At 68.3% G+C, this 19,257-nt stretch carries 16 protein-coding genes; 12 read left to right on the top strand and 4 right to left on the bottom strand.

The genetic code is table 11. The annotated features are described in order from the left end of the window. Positions 1-23: 23 nt before the first annotated feature. A complete protein-coding gene (locus tag CAL25_RS13425) occupies positions 24-1,085 on the bottom strand; it encodes an alcohol dehydrogenase (protein ID WP_094800731.1) in 1,062 nt (353 codons plus the stop codon). Between the two features lie 278 nt (positions 1,086-1,363). On the opposite strand from CAL25_RS13425, the gene bktB reads away from it, so the two are divergent. Further along, entirely contained in the window at positions 1,364-2,545 is a 1,182-nt protein-coding gene (bktB, locus tag CAL25_RS13420; protein ID WP_094800729.1) for a beta-ketothiolase BktB, read from the top strand. Between the two features lie 117 nt (positions 2,546-2,662). Here the strand turns inward: bktB and CAL25_RS13415 are convergent, their stop codons facing one another. Both CAL25_RS13415 and CAL25_RS13410 read right to left on the bottom strand, forming a co-directional pair. Continuing rightward, positions 2,663-4,213 carry a winged helix-turn-helix domain-containing protein gene (locus CAL25_RS13415; RefSeq protein WP_094800728.1) on the bottom strand — a complete coding sequence of 517 codons (1,551 nt, stop codon included), beginning with the start codon at positions 4,211-4,213 and terminating at the stop codon, positions 2,663-2,665. A gap of 20 nt (positions 4,214-4,233) precedes the next feature. Further along, positions 4,234-5,823: a gamma-glutamyltransferase gene (locus CAL25_RS13410; RefSeq protein ID WP_094800727.1), complete on the bottom strand. Its 1,590-nt coding sequence runs from the start codon at positions 5,821-5,823 to the stop codon at positions 4,234-4,236. Positions 5,824-5,990: 167 nt separating this feature from the next. On the opposite strand from CAL25_RS13410, the gene CAL25_RS13405 reads away from it, so the two are divergent. The 9 genes from CAL25_RS13405 (at position 5,991) to CAL25_RS13365 (ending at position 15,886) form a co-directional block, all read left to right on the top strand. Continuing rightward, a complete protein-coding gene (locus CAL25_RS13405; protein ID WP_094800726.1) occupies positions 5,991-6,761 on the top strand; it encodes a spermidine synthase in 771 nt (256 codons plus the stop codon). 146 nt (positions 6,762-6,907) lie between these two features. Then, positions 6,908-7,660, top strand: a complete 753-nt coding sequence (locus CAL25_RS13400; protein WP_094800725.1) for a GntR family transcriptional regulator — start codon at positions 6,908-6,910, stop codon at positions 7,658-7,660. After that, complete coding sequence (locus tag CAL25_RS13395) at positions 7,611-8,903, top strand: malonyl-CoA decarboxylase domain-containing protein (protein ID WP_094800724.1); 1,293 nt, start codon at positions 7,611-7,613, stop codon at positions 8,901-8,903. The genes CAL25_RS13400 and CAL25_RS13395 overlap by 50 nt, the downstream gene beginning before the upstream one ends. A gap of 31 nt (positions 8,904-8,934) precedes the next feature. Further along, entirely contained in the window at positions 8,935-9,738 is an 804-nt protein-coding gene (locus CAL25_RS13390; protein WP_094800723.1) for an enoyl-CoA hydratase/isomerase family protein, read from the top strand. A 4-nt stretch (positions 9,739-9,742) separates the two neighbouring features. After that, on the top strand, positions 9,743-11,284 hold the full coding sequence (locus CAL25_RS13385) for a malonate--CoA ligase (RefSeq protein WP_094800722.1): 1,542 nt from the start codon (positions 9,743-9,745) through the stop codon (positions 11,282-11,284). Between the two features lie 251 nt (positions 11,285-11,535). After that, a complete protein-coding gene (locus CAL25_RS13380) occupies positions 11,536-12,501 on the top strand; it encodes a Bug family tripartite tricarboxylate transporter substrate binding protein (protein ID WP_094800721.1) in 966 nt (321 codons plus the stop codon). Between the two features lie 210 nt (positions 12,502-12,711). Beyond that, a complete protein-coding gene (gene sodC, locus CAL25_RS13375; RefSeq protein ID WP_094800720.1) occupies positions 12,712-13,227 on the top strand; it encodes a superoxide dismutase family protein in 516 nt (171 codons plus the stop codon). A 577-nt stretch (positions 13,228-13,804) separates the two neighbouring features. Further along, a complete protein-coding gene (locus CAL25_RS13370; RefSeq protein ID WP_094800719.1) occupies positions 13,805-14,707 on the top strand; it encodes an RNA ligase family protein in 903 nt (300 codons plus the stop codon). Positions 14,708-14,737: 30 nt separating this feature from the next. Further along, complete coding sequence (locus CAL25_RS13365; protein ID WP_094800718.1) at positions 14,738-15,886, top strand: AAA family ATPase; 1,149 nt, start codon at positions 14,738-14,740, stop codon at positions 15,884-15,886. Positions 15,887-15,893: 7 nt separating this feature from the next. Here the strand turns inward: CAL25_RS13365 and CAL25_RS13360 are convergent, their stop codons facing one another. Then, a complete protein-coding gene (locus tag CAL25_RS13360) occupies positions 15,894-16,850 on the bottom strand; it encodes an aldo/keto reductase (protein WP_094800717.1) in 957 nt (318 codons plus the stop codon). A gap of 233 nt (positions 16,851-17,083) precedes the next feature. On the opposite strand from CAL25_RS13360, the gene CAL25_RS13355 reads away from it, so the two are divergent. Together CAL25_RS13355 and CAL25_RS13350 are read left to right on the top strand one after the other, a co-directional pair. Further along, complete coding sequence (locus CAL25_RS13355) at positions 17,084-18,058, top strand: ABC transporter substrate-binding protein (protein WP_094800716.1); 975 nt, start codon at positions 17,084-17,086, stop codon at positions 18,056-18,058. Between the two features lie 307 nt (positions 18,059-18,365). After that, a complete protein-coding gene (locus tag CAL25_RS13350) occupies positions 18,366-19,256 on the top strand; it encodes an ABC transporter permease (RefSeq protein WP_094800715.1) in 891 nt (296 codons plus the stop codon). Position 19,257 lies beyond the last annotated feature (1 nt).

Here is a 19,257-nt window from a genome sequence, read left to right as displayed (position 1 = left end):
GGGCAGGGGCGTCGGCCGGGTGCTCAGGCCGTCAGCACCGCGCGGCCCACCACCCGTCCCGCCACGAGCGCGGCGAGCACCTGATCGGCCTGATCCAGGGGGTGGCGGTGCACCGGAATCGGCTTGATGCGTCCGTCGCTGACCAGCACCATCAGTTCGAGCAGTTCCTGCAGGCTGCCGACGTAGCTGCCGATGATGGAAATGGCGCGCATCGGAATCAGCGCGAGCGGCCAGGTCGCGCCGCCGCCGAACAGACCCACGATGACCAGCTTGCCGCCCTTGATCAAGGTGTCGAAGGCCGTGCCGGTGGTCGCCGGGGCGCCGACCAGGTCCAGCGCGGCCTGCAGCGGCTTGCCGCCGGCCGCCGCGATGATCTGCCGGGCCGCCGCGTCGGGCGCCGCGCCGTCGATGGCGGCCAGTGCACCGGCCGCGAGCGCGGCCTCGCGCTTGGCGGGATCGATGTCGACCACGATCGCGCCCTGACCGCCGAGCGCCCGCAGGATCTCCACGGCCATCAGGCCGAGGCCGCCCGCGCCGAAGATGACGATGGGGTGGTTGCGGTAGATGTCTTCGCCGATCTTGCGCAGGGCGGAATAGGTGGTGAGGCCGGAGCAGGCGTAGGGTGCCGCGGTGGCGGGATCGAGGGTGCCGATGTCGATCAGGTAACGCGCGTCGGGCACCAGCAGGTAGTCGGCATAGCCGCCCGGCCGGTAGACGCCCAGGTAGCGCGGCGCGGAGCAGTGGTTTTCCTGGCCGCCCTGGCAGGCGGGGCAGGCGCCGCAGCCGATCCAGGGATAGACCAGATAGTTGCGCCCGATGTGGATATGGCTGGCGTCCGGGCCGACGGCGCTGACGGTGCCGGCCGTTTCGTGGCCCAGCGTGAGCGGAAGCACGACGCCGCGCTCCTGGATCGACAGACGCTTGCCCTGACCCAGGTCATAGCCGCCTTCCCAGAGATGCACATCGCTGTGGCAGACGCCGGCGGCGCGTACCTGCAGCAGCACCTGTGCGCCTTCCGGTTTCGGCGTGTCCTGCTCGAGCCGCTGCAACGGTTGGTGGAAGTCGACCACGCAATAGCATTTCATGTCTTGCTCCTCCGCTCTTATATCTTCCGGGGCATGGCGTACCCGGGGGCGTCGAGCGAGCGTCGGGCACGCGATCGTGCGGCACCAGAATCGGACTGGGGCACGAGGGACAGAATACGATAGAACGCGCCGCCGCAAGCCTGGGTCATACCCGGTATCCGCGCGGTCCTGGGACGTCCGTGGCGTGCACATCCGCGCCGGCCCGGCGCGCGGGCGCGGGGCCCCGGCGAGTATGATCGACGCAGCAAACCACCCCGGATGACCAAGGAGGCAAGACCATGAATGACGTAGTCGTAGTGGCGGGCGCACGCACCGCGATCGGCGATTTTGGCGGCGCACTGAAAGACGTGGCACCTGTCGACCTGGGCGCCCTGGTCATCCGCGAGGTGCTCGAGCGCGCGCAGGTCGGCGGCGACGAGGTCGGCCACGTGGCGGTGGGGCATGTGATCAATACCGAGCCGCGCGACATGTACCTGTCGCGCGTGGCGGCGATGAACGCCGGCATCGCCAAGGAAACGCCCGCCTTCAACGTGAATCGCCTGTGCGGTTCGGGCCTGCAGGCCATCGTGTCGGCCGCGCAGACGATCCTGCTGGGCGACGCGCGCATCGCGGTCGCCGCAGGAGCCGAGAGCATGAGCCGCGCGCCGTATATCGCGCCGGCACAACGCTGGGGGGCGCGCATGGGCGACAGCACCATGATCGACATGATGACGGGCGCGCTCTCCGATCCGTTCGGCCGCATGCACATGGGCGTGACCGCCGAGAATGTGGCCGCGCGCTTCGGCATCAGCCGCGCCGACCAGGACGCGCTTGCCGTCGAGTCGCATCGCCGCGCGCATGCCGCCATCGAGGCGGGCCATTTCCGCGAGCAGATCGTGCCGGTCAAGATCAAGACGCGCAAGGGCGAGGTCGTGTTCGACCGCGACGAACACGTGCGCGGCGATGTCACCGCCGAGGGCCTGGCCACGCTCAAGACCGTGTTCCAGAAAGAGAACGGCACGGTCACCGCCGGCAATGCCTCGGGACTGAACGACGGCGCGGGCGCGGTGGTGCTGATGCACGCCGAGGAAGCGGCGCGCCGCGGCGCCAGGCCGCTGGCGCGGCTGGTGGCCTACGCCCATGCGGGTGTGGACCCCGAAATCATGGGCATCGGCCCGGTGCCGGCGACGCAGGCCGTGCTCAAGCGCGCCGGCCTGACGGTGCAGGATCTGGACGTGATCGAGGCCAACGAGGCGTTCGCGGCCCAGGCCTGCGCGGTGTCGCGCGAGCTTAAGCTGGATCCGGCCAAGGTCAACCCGAACGGCAGCGGCATCAGCCTGGGCCATCCGATCGGCGCGACGGGCGCCATCATCACGGTCAAGGCGCTCTACGAACTGCAGCGCGTGCAGGGCCGCTACGCGCTCGTCACGATGTGCATCGGCGGCGGGCAGGGCATCGCGGCGATCTTCGAGCGGGTCTGAACGCCGCGGCCACGGTCCGGCGGAAAGCCGGGCGGTCCGCCCCGGGATCGCCCGCCGCGGGACCGCCCGCCGCGGGACCGCCCGCCGCGGGACCGCCCGCCGCGGGATCGCCCGCCGCTAGCGGCCGAGCGCCGCGATCACGTCGGCGCTGGCCACCGCCTTGCCGAAATGCCGTTCGAAATGGCTGTTGGCTCCGTAGAGCACATTGCGCCGGTGCGCCGGATCGCGGAAGTGGCGGGCGTGCACCGTATAGGCGTATTGCAGCAGCCGCGCGGCGCCCGCTGTGTCGAACGTGGCCATCACCCCCTGCAGATCGGGAGCGAGCACGGCGGGGGCGGCCGGTGCCACGAAGAGCCCCAGCTGCATCCGGGTCAGCGGCTTGACCTGATACAGCGCCGCGCAGGCGCTGTCGAGCCGGTCGCGCGCATCGCAGGCCAGCAGCGCGATGCATTTCTGCACCATCAGGCTGACCCGAAATTCCGACCCCGGCTCCGACAGCGCGATCCCCTGGTCGAACAGGCTCTCGGCCTCGTCGATGCGCCCGGCATGCATGTGCATCGGGGCCAGGGTGGCGAATGCGGCCGCGAAGGCCGTGCTGCGTTCGAAGGTCTGGCGCGCCAGGCGCTCGGCCAGCGCATCGTGGCCGCGATTGACGAAGTAGAGTGCGCGCGCCACGCTCAGGACCAGCAGCGGATCGTCCTGCACGCGGGGCAGTGCGCCCAGCACCAGCGCCTCGATCTCGGCTTCCATTGCCTCCCATGACGCGTCGCCGGGCGCGTCGGCGCCGCCGCCCAGCACCATCCGGCTCAGCAGTGCCAGCGCCTGCATCACGGCAAGCCGCGGATCATCGGGATGCTCGGCACGCTCGCGGGCGATACGCGCTTCGTTCGCGCTCCACGTCTGCGGCGAGTCGCTCAGCATGAGTGCGCTTTCGTGCAGCCGCAGGTCCAGCGGGCGGTCGGTCGGCGTGGCCTGCGTGGCGTTCAGCGCGCCGTGCTGCCACAAGGCATGCAGGATCTGCTGCGCCAGGGCCGCGAGCGCGTCGCGAGTGTCGGACGCGGACAGTGTGGCGCGGAAGGTGCGCACGATCTGGCGCGTGGCGACATGGCGCAGCACCAGCGCGAGGTGCGCCTGAGGCTGATCGAACGCCGTGTGCACGCTGGTCTCCAGCGTATAGCGGGCGGTCTCGAGCAGGGCTTCCTGGGCCGGGCCCGGCAGATCGGGATGGGCGCAATGGACCTGCGTATCCGCATGGCTGGCGCGCTGCAGCGCCCGGGCCAGCTGTGCGGCCAACTCGGCGTTGCCGCCGTGGTTGGGCCCCACCACCAGAAACGGCGGGCGCGCCGCCGCGGCCTGGGCCGGGAGCGCCGGGCGGGCGATCCAGTAGTAGCCCTCGCCATACTGGGTGGCGATGAAGCGCGGCGTGCGGGCCGAGTCGCGCAGCTTGGTGCGCAGGCGATTGACGACGAAGTCGACGTTGCGATCCGCCGATTCGTTGCCGTCGCTCGCCAGCGCGTCGGCCAGCGCGGCGCGGCTGAGCAGACGCGGCGCCTGGCCGATGAGCTGCTCGAGCAGCGCGCGCTCCTTGCGCGAAAAACGGATCACGCTGCCGTCATCGCCGTGAGCGGCGAGCCAGTTGGGATCGAACACCAGATCGTGGAATCGCATGCCGGGACGGCTTCCGCGAATCAGGCGGAAGGCCAGGTGGCGTGTTCCTCGAACGCCGTGTCGCCCCAGGGCGACATGATCTCGGTGCAGCCCTGGTTGCCTTCGCCGTCGCGCAGCACGCCGGCGGGGCAGGCAAACGCATAGGGATAGCAGGTGCGCTTGGCGAGCGCGTGCGGAAAGCGTTCGGCGATGGCGGCCTGCACCGCCGGCGGCAGCGCCGGATCGATCATGATGGTCTCGGTGCTGGCGTCGATACGGGCGTGGTGGAACGCGTCTTCGAGCGACAGGCCGTAGTCGACCAGGAACGACACCAGCTGCATCACCGCGGGCAGGATCTTGCGACCGCCCGAGGCGCCGAGCGCGAAGGCGCGGCCGTTGTGCTGGCCCACCACCGGGCAGATGTTCATCAGGCAGCGCTTGCCGGGCCCGAGGGAGTTGGGTTTGCCCGGTTCGGGATCGAACCACATGATGCCGTTGTTCAGCAGCATGCCGGTGCCGGGCGACACCACGTGCGAGCCGAAGGCCGAAAGCAGCGTCTGCGTGACCGCGCACATGTTGCCGTGGCGGTCGACGACGCTGAAGTGCGTGGTGCAGGCCGGCGCGCGCGGGTCTTCGTTGTCGCCCATGTTGCCGAGCCGCCATTCGTATTCGTCGCGCAGCACCTTGGCGTAGGCCAGGTAGGTGTCGGCGTCGGGATGGCCGTGCGGTTCGATCAGCGTTTCGAGACGGCCGAGGCAACGCGCCAGGCTTGGGCCGGCCGTCATTTCGGGCGTGACATGGATCACGCCGCCGCGGTAGGCGACACGTTGCGGCTCGAGCCATTGGGCGCGGTAGTCGAGCAGGTCGCGCAGGGCCAGGAAGCCGCCTTTGCGCTGGACGTCGTTCACCAGCGTGGCGCCAATGTCGCCGCCATAGAACGCGCCTGCGCCTTCTTCGGCCAGCTGGGCGAGGGTGAGCGCCTGCTGGGTGAGGGCGATGCGGTTGTTTTCGGCCGTGGCCCAGTTGCCGGCCTTGGGCCATTGGCCCTCATCGAGAAACATGCGCGCGGCATCGGGGTCGCGCGACAGCCAGCGCGCCGAGCCGGTGATCATGAGGGTCGTGTACCAGTCGAGCGCCAGCCCGGCTTCGGCCAGGGTCACGGCGGGCTGCAGCACTTCGCCCCACGACAGCCGGCCATAGGCGGCGTGGGCTTCGCTCATGCCCGCCACCACGCCGGGCACGGCCACGGCCTTGGCGCCGCGGCAGTTCATGTCGTCGACCACGGCGGGCCAGGGGAAGAGGTCGGCCGACACCTGGCCGCCGCCCGCCAGCGGGTACGCGGCGGGATCGAGCGCGGCCGGAGAGCGCATGCCGAAGTGCACGACGCGCGCCCGGTCTTCGTCGGCGCGGTAGATGACCATGGCGCCGCCCCCCATCGGGCCGCTCATCCAGGGCTCGGCCACCCCCGCCGCGAACGAGGTGGCCACGGCGGCATCGACCGCGTCGCCACCAGCGGCCAGCACCGCCGCGCCCGCTTCGGCGGCCTTGCGGTGCTGCGAGGCCACCACGCCGCCGTGGGTGCGCAGCACAGTTTTGCGTATGGTTTGCGAGGACGAGAAATTGTCGGACACCGCGGTACTCCTTCGCTCGAAACGTCGCCGGGACGGAGCGGCCATTATGGACCAAGCGCTTTTCCCGTGCGCGTATTGCGGGCGCTCAGCGGACTTACGCAGCAGACGCGCGTCGCGCAGCGGATGCGTGCGCCACCCGCGCCACCGGCGCTCGCTACAATCGCCCGATGGCCAAGCACAACAAACCTTCCGAGCACGATCAACCTTCGCTTTCCGAAGCGGATGGCGTGCGCTATCTGCATTTCGGCACCGAATGGATCCAGGGCGCGATGCGCATCAAGGATCCCCACGAACTGGTGCTCGAATACACCGCCCAGATGATGGGCTGGCTGCTGTTCCTCGAACCGCCCCGCGAGCAGTCGATCGGGCTGCTCGGTCTGGGCGCCGGGTCGCTGACCCGCTTCTGCCTCAAGCACACGCGCAGCGAACTCGATGTCGTGGAATGGAACCCGCAGGTCACGGCGGTCTGCCAGATGTTTTTCCGCCTGCCCACGCCCAAGCGGCTGGCGGTCCACCATGACGACGCCGCCCTGTGGGTGGCGGATCCGCTCAATGCCGGGCGCTGCTCGGTGCTGATGGTCGATCTCTACGATGCGGCCGCCCGGGGGCCCGTGCGCGACAGCGTGGCCTTTTACCGCGACTGCCGTCGCGTGCTGGGCGAGGTGGGCGTGCTCACCGTGAATCTGTTCGGCCAGCACGACAGCTTCGACCGCAACATCGACAATCTGATGGAAGCCTTCGACGGCCGCATCATGCCGCTGCCCGAGGTCGACGCGGGCAACCGGATCGTGCTTGCCTTCACCGGGCCGCCGCTGGCCGTCACGCCGGCCGATCTGCTGGCGCGCGCCGAGGTCGTCGAGTCGCAATATGGGCTGCCGGCACGGCGCTGGGCCCGCGCCCTGGTCCGTCACGCGTCGGACGGCGTGCTGCATCTCTGAGGCGGGTCTTACATTCAGCGGAGGGCGTGCGCCGGAAGGCCCACGCCCTTTTTTTGTTCTAAGGGTTTGTCCTGATCTCGCCAGGGCTAGCCGCCTGCGGGAGGGGGGCGTACGATGGTTGTATTCATAATTATGAATTACGCGCCATGGATATCGCCCCCGCCCCGATCGTTCGGCAGGCTCTGTACCTGGAGGTGGCCGATCGCCTGCGCGACATGATTCGGACCCAGTCGCTGGAGAGTGGCCAGTGGATCGACGAGGTCCGCCTCACCGGCGAACTGGGCATCTCGCGTACGCCGTTGCGCGAAGCGCTCAAGGTGCTGGCCAACGAAGGCCTGGTCCGTCTGGAGCCGCGCCGCGGCTGCTTCGTCAACGAAGTCTCGGTGCAGGATCTCGAGCAGATTTTCCCGCTGATGGCCATGCTGGAAGGGCGGTGCGCCCACGAAGCGGCCCTGCGGGCGACGGATGCGCAGCTTGCCGCGCTGGCGCCCTTGCACGAGGCCTTGCAGGCCCATGCCAGCGCCGGCCGCATCGACGCCTACTACGAAACCAATTACCAGATTCACGTGGCGACACAGGCCCTGGCCGACAACCGCTGGCTTTCCGACATGGTCGACGGGCTGCGCAAGGTCCTGAGCCTGTTCCGCCACAAAAGCCTTTCCCTGCCCGGCCGCATTCAGGAATCCTGCGCCGAGCATCTCGCCATCTACGCCGCGCTCAAGGCGCGCGACCCCGAGGGGGCCGAAGCGTTGGCGCGCAAGCATCTGTTGCGCCAGCTCGACGCGCTACGCACTCTGGCGCGCGCCGGCTCGCGCACGCCGACCGACATCATCCAGGAGGACCCGTCCCATGCCAGTACACGACTCGCTCGTTCCCGCACGCGTCGCGCCAACGCCTGAGGCGGACCTCGACCGCCCCGAGGCGGGTGAACAGGCCGGCCTGATGGCGCGGCTGGGCCGCCTCTGGGAACGCAACCCGCTGCCGCCCGCCGCCGACATCGAGGCGCTCTTCACCGCGCGTCTGACCGACGTGCGCGCCAACAAGCTGGCGCGTGCCTGGTGCGCGGCCTATCACGAGGGCGACGCGAAGCGCCAACGCGCGCTGCTGAGCGGGCTGGTCCAGGGACACGGCGCGCAGAAGCAGCCCGCCGAGTCCGCGGTGCGTCTGTTCAAGCGTTTCAATGCCTTGCCCGATGGCCTGCGCTTTCTGGTGTCGCTGCGGGCCGACATGCTGCGCTGGCGCAAGCAGGTGGCCGGCCTGCAGGCGCTCGACAAGGAGCTCGAAGCGCTGCTGTCGGCCTGGTTCGACGTGGGCCTGCTCACGCTGCGCCCGCTCACCTGGGATTCGCCGGCCTCGCTGCTCGAGAAGCTCATCATTTACGAGGCCGTGCACGAAATCCGCTCGTGGGACGACCTCAAGCATCGTGTCGCGGCCGACCGCCGTTGCTATGCCTATTTCCACCCGCAGATGCCGGACGTGCCTCTCATCTTCGTGGAGGTGGCGTTCGCGCCGCAGATGGCCGACAACGTGCAGGTCCTGCTCGACATGGCCGCGCCCGCCCAGGATCTGGCCAAGGCGCGCTGGGCGATCTTCTATTCGATCTCGAACACCCAGGCGGGCCTGCGCGGCATCAGCTTCGGCAACTTCCTGCTCAAGCGCGTGATCGAGTCGCTCGTCGACGAGCTGCCGCAGCTGAAGTCGTATGCCACGCTCTCGCCGATCCCCGGCTTCGCCGACTGGCTGGCCAAGCTGCCGGCCGCCGAGGTCGAAGCGATCGTGCGCGACACCAAGAAGGTGCGCGCCGGTGCGCCGGATGGCGCGCGCTGGGTGGAACGGCTGCGCCGGGCCGCTCAGGGCAAGCCCTCCGAGGTGGTGCAGCGCGCCGGTTTCAAGCTGGCCGCGCACTATCTGCAAGAGATGAAAAACGACATGCCACTCGACCCGGTGGCCCGCTTCCATTTAGGCAACGGCGCCCGCATCGAGCGCCTGAACTGGGCCGCCGACCTGTCCGCCAAGGGGCTGAGCCAGTCCTGCGGCATGATGGTCAACTACGCCTACGTGCTGGCCGACCTGGACGACAACCTCGCGCGCCTGCAGGATGGCAAGCCCGTGATCAGCCGTTCGATCGCCCGCGTGGGCTAGCGCGGCCGGCGACGGCGGCAGGAGGAGACGCGTGACACAAGTCAATGACCCGGCGCAGCCGGGCGAAGTGAAGCTGGAACGGCAGGGCGCGGTCGCGTGGGTCACGCTGTCCCTGCCGGGCCGGCTCAACGCGATCAGCATCGCGATGTGGCATCAGCTCGCCGAGCGCTTCGCGGCGCTGAACCAGGATGACAGCGTGCGCTGCATCGTGCTGCGGGGCGACGGCGGCAACTTCGCGGCCGGCGCCGATATCCGGGAATTTCCGGCCGCGCGCGCCGACTTCGCCAGCGTGGTGCACTACCACCGCCAGGTGCTGGCGCCCGCGCTGCATGCCGTCGCGGCGTGCCCGCATCCCGTGATCGCCAGCATCGCCGGCGTATGCGTGGGCGGTGGCCTCGAACTCGCGAGCCAGTGCGATCTGCGCATCGCGGCGGCCGATTCGCGCTTCGGCGTGCCGATCAACCGGCTCGGCTTTCCGCTGGCGCCCGACGAGATGCGCGGCATGATCGACCTGATCGGTCGTGCGGCCACGGTCGCGCTGCTGCTCGAGGGGCGCGTGTTCGATGCGGCCGAGGCGCTGCGCATGGGCCTGCTCACACGGGTGGTCGACCCGGCCGACCTCGATGCCCAGACCCAGGCGGCCGTGGCGCGGATCGTGGCCGGCGCGCCGGCTGCGGCGCGACTCAACAAGCGCTATGCTCGGCGGCTGACCGATGCCACCCCGCTGAGCGACGCCGAGTACAACGAATTCTTCCAATATGCCGAGAGCCGGGACCACCACGAAGGTGTGCGTGCGTTTCTGGCCGGCACGACACCGACCTTTACCGGAGACTGAAACGGTGAGCAACGCCAATCTGTACGCGGTCCTTGCCGGCGGCTTCCCCGCCGATCGCACGAAAATCGCCATCGAAACGCCCGACCTGGAATACAGCTACGACGATATCGAGCGCGCCACGGCCTGCATGGCCAATCTGCTGGCCTCGCTCAAGCTGCCGAAGGGCGCCCGGGTGGCGGTGCAGGTCGAGAAGTCGCCCGAAGCACTGCTGCTGTACCTCGCCACGCTGCGCGCGGGCTATGTGTACCTGCCGTTGAACACCGCCTATCGCGAATCCGAAATCGAGTATTTCCTGGGCAACGCCGAACCCGACGTGGTGGTGTGCTCGAGCAAGAACCTCGGCTGGATTGAGAAGGTCGCGAAGGCGGCCGGCACGCGCCATGTGTACACGCTGGACGAAGACCGCACCGGCACGCTGCTGACGGCCGCCGCCGGATTGCCGCAGACGTTCCGTACCGCGGTGCGCAAGGACGATGACCTCGCGGCCATCCTGTACACCTCGGGCACCACCGGCCGCAGCAAGGGCGCGATGCTGTCGCATGGCAACCTCGCGGCCAACGCGCGCACGCTGCATCGCTACTGGGGCTGGCGCGCCGACGACGTGCTGCTGCACATGCTGCCGATCTTCCACGTGCACGGCCTGTTCGTGGCCTCGCACGGCGCGCTGCTCGCCGGCGCCCGCATGATCTGGCTGCCCAAGCTCGATATCGAACAGGCGCTGCACTACCTGCCGCGCAGCACGGTCATGATGGGCGTGCCGACGTACTACGTGCGCCTGCTGGCCGAGAAGCGTTTCGACAAGGCCGTGGTCGCCAACATGCGGCTCTTCATTTCGGGCTCGGCGCCGCTGCTCACCGAAACGTTCAACGAGTTCCACGAGCGTACCGGGCACACCATCCTCGAGCGTTATGGCATGAGCGAGACCGTCATGCTGACCTCCAACCCCTACGAAGCCGGCGAAGGCGCCCGGCTGGGCGGCACGGTCGGCAAGGCGTTGCCCGAGGTGCAGGTGCGCGTGGTCGACGATGCGGGCAAAGCCCTGCCGGCCAACGAAATCGGCAATGTGCAGGTGCGGGGCCCGAACGTGTTTTCGGGTTACTGGCGCATGCCCGAAAAGACGGCGGAAGAGTTCACGGCCGATGGCTGGTTCAAGACCGGTGACGTCGGGCGTTGGGGCGGCGAGGCCGCCGGCCGCGCGGTCCCCGACGATTACCTGTCGATCGTGGGCCGCAGCAAGGACCTGATCATTTCCGGCGGCTTCAACGTCTACCCCAAGGAGATCGAGACGCTGATCGACGAGATGGATGGCGTGGCGGAGTCGGCCGTGATCGGCGTGCCGCATCCGGACTTCGGCGAGGCGGTGGTCGCGGTGGTCATTCCGAAGGCCGGCGTTAAGCTCGACGCGCAGGCCATGCAGGCCGAGCTGAAGCAGCGCATCGCCAACTTCAAGGTGCCCAAGCAGATCCATGTGGCGGCCGAGCTGCCGCGCAACACCATGGGCAAGGTGCAGAAGAACGTATTGCGCGACACCTATCGCGCGGCGTGATCGCATGGCCGGGGCGAGTGTCCCGGCCATTTTTCTTTGACGACGGCGCCGGCAGCGTTTCGCGGGCGCGCCATTGATGGGCAAGGAGGTTCGACTCAAACATCCCGGCAGTACTTGTAGTGTATGCAGCAGAAGCACAGGCGGGCGCACCCTCCGACAGCGAGCGGGCGCCACGACACATAACACAAGGACGTCGCACGACCGGGTACTCGGCGGCACGTCCATCCTGCGCATGACCAAGGAGGAGCTTCATGAGACAAGCATTGACCGCGATCGCGGCCCTGGTGGCCTGCACGGCCGGTTTGCCCGCGGTGGCCGCATGGCCGGACCGCCCGGTGACGATCATCGTGCCGTTCCCGGCCGGAGGTGGCACCGATACCTTTGCGCGGCCCCTGGCCCAGCAGCTGGGCACCCAGATCGGCCAGCCCGTCGTGATCGACAACAAGGGCGGGGCGGGCGGTACCGTCGGCGCGGGCGTGGCCGCCAAGGCCAAGCCCGACGGCTACACCTTCTTCATGGGCGGCGCGCACCACGCGCTCGCCCCCTCGCTGTACAAGAGCCTGAGCTACGACATCCAAAAGGATTTCGTGCCGGTCGCGCTGCTGGCGCAACCGCCGCAGGTGGTCGTGATCAACAGCAGCAAGCTGCCCGTGAAGAACGTGGCCGAGCTGATCGCCTACGCCAAGAAGCATCCGGGCGAAATCAATTTCGGCACGGCCGGCAAGGGCAGCACGCACCATCTGGCGGGTGAGCTGTTCGCCATGCAGACCGGAATCAAACTCGTCGACGTGCCGTATCAGGGCGCCGGCCCCATGTTGTCGGCCCTGATCGGCGGGCAGGTCGACATGGCGTTCGACGGCCTGGGCTCGTCGGCCGGGCATATCCGCTCGGGCACGATTCAGCCGCTGGCCGTGGCCGCCAAGGAGCGTTCGCCGTCGTTCCCGAATGTGCCGACGGCCGCCGAGGCCGGCCTGCCCACTTACGAGGTGTCGACCTGGTACGCGTTGTGGGCCCCGGCCGGCACGCCGCCCGACGCCGTCGCCGGCATGACGGAGGCCGTGACGAAGGCGCTGAACCAGCCCAAGATCAAGGAAACCTGGGCCGGCAACGGCTCGACGATCCCCACGCTCACGGGCAAGCAGTTCGGCGAGTTCGTCAACAGCGAGATCTCGCGTTGGGCCAAGGTGGTGAAGGATTCCGGCGTCACGCTGGACTGACGGAGTCGGCGAGGTGCGGCCGGCCAGGTGCGGCCGGCGAGGTGCGGCCGGCCGCGCCTCGCGGCCGCATGTCAAACGCCGCATCGCCCCGCCATCTGAAGCAATCGGTGACACACCGGGGCCGGTGCGGCGTTGCTGGCCCTCCGGCCCTTCGCTAGACTGGTTGGGACCGGGGGCGCGTCCGCGCCCCACCGATCCGAAGGAGCTCTCATGAAGCGTGTGATATTGACCGCGGTGCTGGCCGGCGCCGCCGGCCTGGCGCAAGCGCAGACCGTCGACCTGTCATTCGTCAGCGCCAAGGGCGTCGAAGGCGCCGCGGGCACCGTGAAGATCGAAGACAGCAAATACGGTGCGGTGCTCACGCCCGATCTGAAAGGCCTTCCGCCCGGCGTGCACGGCTTCCATCTGCACGAAAAGCCCTCCTGCGACACCACCACGGCCGACGGCAAGCCGGTGCCGGGTGGCGGTGCGGGCGGCCATTGGGATCCGGACAAGACCAACGCGCACAAGGGCCCCTACGACGACAGCGGCCACAAGGGCGACCTGCCGGCGCTCTACGTGACGGCCGACGGCAAGGCTACGTATCCCGTGCTGGCGCCGCGCCTGAAGGCCGCCGATTTCAAGGGCCATTCGCTCATGGTGCACGCCGGTGGCGATAACCACAGCGATCATCCCGAGAAGCTCGGCGGTGGCGGTGCGCGCATCGTCTGCGGTGTCGTGAAGTAAGTACGCCGCAGCTGGCAGGAGGAGGGCGCCACGGCGTCCTCTTTCGTTTCTCGGCCGCGTTTCTCGACCGGGGTTTTTCGGCCGCGGTTCCGCGCCGCCGTTCCGCCGCGTTTTCTCGTCGCTGCTTCCGCGCCGGCTGCCCGGCACGAAATGGTTGCGCGCGCATCGATACTTGAAAGCCGCGCCCGGGGCGCGTTAGAATCGCGCTCTGTTTCAAACACCTCTTCATTCTGGAGCCTCAAGTGCCCCGTCTGTTCGTCATCCGCTAATCGCCGACGACTGCCGCAAGCAGCCTCGATCCGGCGCAGTCTGCGCCCGTGTTGGCTGCGGTACTGGTTCCGTTCCCCGTCAGCCTGCCATGAGGCTGCCGCGGCACGAAGCTCCCGCCTCCTCGCATCGCAACGCAGGTCCCCGACGTCTCCCGTGACGCCTGGCAGGACCGCGTCTTCTCGCGCCCGATCCGCTCTTGCTCCCGCCCTTGCGTGCATCGCCACGCATGCGCCCGGATTCGCCTGTTCGTCGGTTCCATTGTCTGGTCCCTGGTCCGCTCGCGCCAATAACGCGGCGGGCGACGAACATGCTTATTTCCTCTCAATCTCTCTTGAAGTACCCCCGCACGCCGCACCTCGAAGGGTCGCGGCTGCAGGTGGGCGATGACGCCAGCGATCAGGTCGCGCTGCAGGCGCTGGCCGGCCGTCGCGTCGTCATCGAAGAAAAACTCGATGGCGCGAACACCGGCGTGTCGTTCAGCGCGGCGGGCGAATTGCGGCTGCAGTCGCGCGGTCATTACCTGGCCGGCGGCGCGCGCGAACGCCAGTTCAATTTGTTCAAGCAGTGGGCGGTGGCGCACGAGGCGCGGCTGCTCGCGCTGCTCGAAGACCGCTACGTGATGTATGGCGAATGGACGTTCAGCAAGCATTCGGTCTTTTACGACCGCCTGCCGCACCACTTCCACGAGTTCGACATCTACGACCGCCGCGCGGACTGCTTTCTGTCCACGCCGCGCCGCCATGCCTTGCTGGCTGGCGCGCCGGTGCTGCCGGTGCCCGTGTTGTATGCGGGGCCCATGCCGGCGCGGCCCGCGCTGCTGTGGCAACTGGTGCGGCCCTCGCTGGCCAAGAGCACGACGTGGCGCGAGCGGTTCGCGGACACGGTCGCGCGTGAAGGCCTGCCGCTGGACCTGTGCCGGCAGCAGACCGACCCCTCGGATCAGGCCGAAGGGCTGTACATCAAGGTCGAGGACGATCAACGCGTGCTGGCCCGCTACAAATTCGTGCGGCCGGACTTCGTGCAGACCATTCTCGACAGCGGTTCGCATCACCAGCGCCGCCCGATCCTGCCCAACGGCCTGGCCGAAGGCGTGGATCTGTATGCGCCGCGGCTCGCGCTCACCTGGGAATCGCTGGGCCTGCGCACGCTGCAGGGCCTGGACGAACTGAACGCCGCGGTCCCGACGGGCAAGCGCCGCCGCGCGCGCTGAGCTGACGCGAACAGAACAAGGAGTATCGACATGAATTGGAATCAACTGAGCCGCCTGGTGCCCGAAGCCTGTCAGGCCTTCGACGCGGCGCAATGCCTGGCCGCCTTTCCGGTCCTGGAGCAGGCGCGCACCACGCCGCAGGAGCCGGCCTATCACGGCGAGGGCGACGTCTGGACCCACACCTGCATGGTCGTCGAGGCGTTGATCGCGTCGCAGGACTATGCGCTCGCCACGCCGCACGAGCGGGCCGTGCTGTTTTTCGCGGCGCTGCTACACGACGTGGCGAAGTACCGCACGACGGTGATCGACCCGGTGACGGGCCGGATCGGGCAGCCCGGCCATTCGCGCAAAGGCGCGATCGACGCGCGTGTGTTGCTCTGGGAGGCCGGCATGCCGTTCGACCAGCGCGAGGCGGTCTGCCGTCTGATCGCCGTGCATCAGGTGCCTTTTTATTGCCTGGAAGACACGCGCCGGCCCGTGCCGCCGGTGCATACGGTGCGGGCGCTGTCGTGGCAGCTGGATATCCGTCTGCTGGCGGCGCTGGCCGAGGCCGACATGCGCGGGCGGATCTGCGCGGACCAGGCGCGGGTGCTCGACAGCATCGAGCTGTTCCGCGAGCTGGCGCGCGAGGAGGGCTGCTACGGCAAGCCGCGTGCTTTCGCCGATGCGCACACGCGCGTGAGCTATTTTCGCGGCGCGGACGTGCATCCCGACTACCCGCTGTTTCAGGAGCCGGGCGCGCGTGTCACGCTGATGTGCGGGCTGCCCGCCGCGGGCAAGGATAGCTGGGTGCGCGAGCAGCGCGCGGGGCTGCCGGTGGTGTCGTATGACGACGCGCGCGAAGCACTGGGTTTGCGGCACGGCCAGAACGACGGCCGCGCCGCGCACTACGCGCTGGACCGGGCGCGTGCCCTGTTGCGCGAGCACCAGGCTTTCGTGTGGAACGCCACGCACTTGAGCGAGCAGATGCGTTCGCGCGCGCTCGACCTCTGCTACGCCTACGGCGCCGAGGTCGAGATCGTGTATCTCGAGCAGCCGCGCGCGGAGTTGCTGCGGCGTAATAACCGGCGCGACACCACGCTCAGCAATAAGGCGCTGCTCGGCATGCTGCACCGCTGGGAGCTGCCCTTGCCGACCGAGGCGCACGCCGTGCGCTACGAGGTGGCAGTGGCCGCCTAGCGGGGCGTCAGCACCAGGCGCTGGCCGCGCTCAGGCGCACGAGGTCGTCGCGCGACAGCTTGAGATGGGCGGCGCCGACGAGCTCGTCGAGCTGCGCGATCGAGGTGGCGCTGGCGATCGGCGCGGTGATGCCGGGCTGGGCCAGTTGCCAGGCCAGCGCCACCTGCGCGGGGCGCGCGCCGCTGTTCTCCGCGACCTCGTCGAGCGCCTTGAGAATGCGCAGTCCCCGCGCGTCGAGGTATTTTTCGACGATCTTCTGACCGCGCACGCTGAGCCCGGCATCGGCCGCACTGCGGTACTTGCCCGACAGAAAGCCGCTCGCCAGCGCGAAGTAGTTGATCGTGCCGAGCTCCTGGCTCAGGACCAGCTCCTGCAAGCCATTCTCGTACGGCTCGCGGGTGTACAGGTTGTATTCGGGCTGGGTGCTTTCGTAGCGCGGCAGGCCCAGGCGTTCGCTGGTGATGAGCGCTTCGTTGAGCCGGGCGGTGGAGTAGTTGGACGCGCCGATCGCGCGCACCTTGCCGGCGGCGATCAGCTCGGCGAAGGCTTCGAGCGTGTCGGCGAGCGGTGTGTCGGGATCGTCTTTGTGAGCCTGGTACAGATCGATGTGGTCGGTCTGCAGGCGCGCGAGCGAATCCTCGACCGCCTGGCGGATGTAGGCCGGCTTGAGTCCGACTCTGCCGTCTCCCATGTCCATGCCGACCTTGGTCGCGATCAGCACGCGGTCGCGCTTGCCGGTTTTTTTGAGCCACTGGCCGATCAGGGTTTCGGACTCGCCGCCCGAATGACCTTCGACCCAGCGCGAGTACACGTCGGCGGTATCGATGAAGTTCAGGCCGGCGTCGACCATGGCGTCGAGCAGCGAGAACGTGGTGGCGGCGTCGGCGGTCCAGCCGAACACATTGCCGCCGAAGGCGATGGGCGGAATCGACAAACCGGAACGGCCGAGCGGGCGAGTCTGCATGATGGGTGTCCTGGTGATCGGGCCCGACAGGTCGGGCCGGAAAGAAAGAGAGGCGGGCCGATGCTGCGGTGCAGCGGGGCGCTGACGTTAGACTACACCTTTCGGGCGATAGCGCAGCCGGGCGATGAGGGATATCCCGCGCCGCTTCCGGCGTTTGCCCACGTTAGACTACGCGCTCTCGCGACCGACCTGGTTGCGACGAACCATAAACAACGGGTGTAAGGAGCTTACCTATGCTGATCGGAAAAAAACATTTTCTGACGGTCGGCGCGATGGCGCTGGCGATGGCCGTACAGGCCGCGCCGGCCCTGGCGCAACAGAAGTCGGTCGCCGTGACCGCCATCGTCGAACATCCGGCCCTCGATGCCGTGCGCGATGGCGTCAAGGAAGGCCTGAAGCAGTCCGGCTTCGACGAAGGCAAGAACCTGAAGTGGCAGTACCAGAGCGCGCAGGGCAATACCGGCACCGCGGCGCAGATCGCTCGCAAGTTCGTGGGCGATAAGCCCGATGCCATCGTGGCGATCGCGACCCCGTCGGCCCAGGCCGTCGTGGCGTCCACCAAGACCGTGCCGGTCGTGTATTCGGCCGTGACCGATCCCGTGGCGGCGCAGCTCGTGCCGGGCATGCAGGCCTCGGGCACCAACGTCACCGGCGTGTCCGACCTGCTCGCGCTCGACAAGCAGATCGAGCTGATCAAGAAGGTCGTGCCCGAAGCCAAGCGCGTGGGCATGGTCTATAACCCGGGCGAAGCCAATTCGGTCGTGGTGGTCAAGCAACTGCAGGAGCTGCTGCCCAAGGCGGGCATGACGCTGGTGGAGGCCGCCGCGCCGCGCACCGTCGACGTGGCCTCGGCCGCGCGCAGCCTGATCGGCAAGGTCGACGTGATCTACACCAACACCGACAACAACGTGGTGTCGGCCTACGAGGCGCTGGTCAAGGTCGGCAACGACGCCAAGCTGCCGCTCATCGCGTCCGATACCGACAGCGTCAAGCGCGGCGCGATCGCGGCGCTCGGCATCAACTACCGCGACCTCGGCGTGCAGACCGGCAAGATGGTCGGCCGCATCCTGAAGGGCGAGCAGCCCGGCGCGATTCCCTCCGAAACCAGCTCCAAGCTCGAGCTCTTCGTGAACCCGGGCGCCGCCGAAAAGCAGGGTGTCACGCTGTCGGACGCGCTGGTCAAGCAGGCCGCGCAGATCGTGAAATAATCACGGTTTCGCCGATGCCCCGCCCCAGGCACCACCTGGCGCGGGGCATTTTGTTTACTGGGCAGCAAGCCGAAGGCGCAGCGTGGGGGCACCTTTTGCCGCCGGGCCGCCCCAAGGCAAAAGCGCCCCCTCGGGGGGCAGCAAGCCGAAGGCGCAGCGTGGGGGCTCCCCTTTCCCTTCCCCTGTCCCCTTCAGCTTTTGAAATATTCGTTTCGAAACCTCGGGTATTACCGATGCTCGAACGCAAGAATTGCGGCGTGTGCTTTAGGTAGCATGCCCGTTCCTGCTCCCTGACCGGATGGATTTGATGTCTCTGTTTTCACTGTTGGGCGCTTTGGAGATCGGCCTGATCTTCAGTCTGGTGGCGCTGGGCGTGCTGATTTCGTTTCGCCTGTTGCGGTTCCCCGACCTCACGGTCGACGGCAGCTTTCCGCTGGGCGGCGCGGTTGCGGCCACGCTGATCGCCTCGGGCATGGACCCGTTCACGTCCACGATCATCGCCACCTGTGCCGGCGCGCTCGCCGGACTGGTGACGGGCTGGCTCAATGTGCGCCTGAAGATCATGGACCTGCTCGCCAGCATCCTGATGATGATCGCGCTGTATTCGATCAATCTGCGCATCATGGGCAAGCCCAACGTGCCGCTCATCACGGAGCCCACGATTTTCACGATCCTGCAGCCGTCGTGGCTCAGCGATTACGAAGCGCGGCCGTTGCTGCTGCTGCTCGTGGTGATCGTGGCCAAGATCGTGCTCGACTGGTACTTCGCCACGCAGAGCGGCCTTGCGATGCGCGCCACCGGCTCCAACGGCCGCATGGCTCGTGCGCAGGGCGTCAACACCGGCGCGATGATCCTTGGCGGCATGGCCCTGTCGAACGCGCTAGTGGCGCTTGCCGGCGCGCTGTTCGCGCAGACGCAGGGCGGCGCCGACATCTCGATGGGCATCGGCACCATCGTGATCGGGCTGGCCGCGGTGATCGTCGGCGAAAGCATCCTGCCGTCGCGCAAGCTGGTGATGGCCACGCTCGCCGTCATCATCGGCGCCATCGTGTATCGATTCTTCATCGCCCTGGCGCTCAACAGCGACTTCATCGGCCTGAAGGCCCAGGACCTGAATCTCGTGACCGCCGTCCTGGTGACGATCGCGCTGGTCATTCCCATGCTCAAGCGCCGTCTGTTCGGCAAGAAGGGGCGCTGAT

The organism is Bordetella genomosp. 5 (genome assembly GCF_002261315.1).
Classification (GTDB): Bacteria; Pseudomonadota; Gammaproteobacteria; order Burkholderiales; family Burkholderiaceae_B; genus Bordetella.
Note: the sequence above shows the minus strand (reverse complement) of the source record. Positions and strands in the feature narration are given on the sequence as shown.

Coding starts and splice junctions, on each gene's coding strand:
- sodC (WP_094800720.1), top strand. CDS start 12,712: ATGAAGCGTGTGATATTGACCGCGGTGCTGGCCGGCGCCGCCGGCCTG.
- CAL25_RS13370 (WP_094800719.1), top strand. CDS start 13,805: ATGCTTATTTCCTCTCAATCTCTCTTGAAGTACCCCCGCACGCCGCAC.
- CAL25_RS13355 (WP_094800716.1), top strand. CDS start 17,084: ATGCTGATCGGAAAAAAACATTTTCTGACGGTCGGCGCGATGGCGCTG.
- CAL25_RS13380 (WP_094800721.1), top strand. CDS start 11,536: ATGAGACAAGCATTGACCGCGATCGCGGCCCTGGTGGCCTGCACGGCC.
- CAL25_RS13350 (WP_094800715.1), top strand. CDS start 18,366: ATGTCTCTGTTTTCACTGTTGGGCGCTTTGGAGATCGGCCTGATCTTC.
- CAL25_RS13405 (WP_094800726.1), top strand. CDS start 5,991: ATGGCCAAGCACAACAAACCTTCCGAGCACGATCAACCTTCGCTTTCC.
- bktB (WP_094800729.1), top strand. CDS start 1,364: ATGAATGACGTAGTCGTAGTGGCGGGCGCACGCACCGCGATCGGCGAT.
- CAL25_RS13415 (WP_094800728.1), bottom strand. CDS start 4,213: ATGCGATTCCACGATCTGGTGTTCGATCCCAACTGGCTCGCCGCTCAC.
- CAL25_RS13395 (WP_094800724.1), top strand. CDS start 7,611: ATGCCAGTACACGACTCGCTCGTTCCCGCACGCGTCGCGCCAACGCCT.
- CAL25_RS13365 (WP_094800718.1), top strand. CDS start 14,738: ATGAATTGGAATCAACTGAGCCGCCTGGTGCCCGAAGCCTGTCAGGCC.
- CAL25_RS13400 (WP_094800725.1), top strand. CDS start 6,908: ATGGATATCGCCCCCGCCCCGATCGTTCGGCAGGCTCTGTACCTGGAG.
- CAL25_RS13360 (WP_094800717.1), bottom strand. CDS start 16,850: ATGCAGACTCGCCCGCTCGGCCGTTCCGGTTTGTCGATTCCGCCCATC.
- CAL25_RS13425 (WP_094800731.1), bottom strand. CDS start 1,085: ATGAAATGCTATTGCGTGGTCGACTTCCACCAACCGTTGCAGCGGCTC.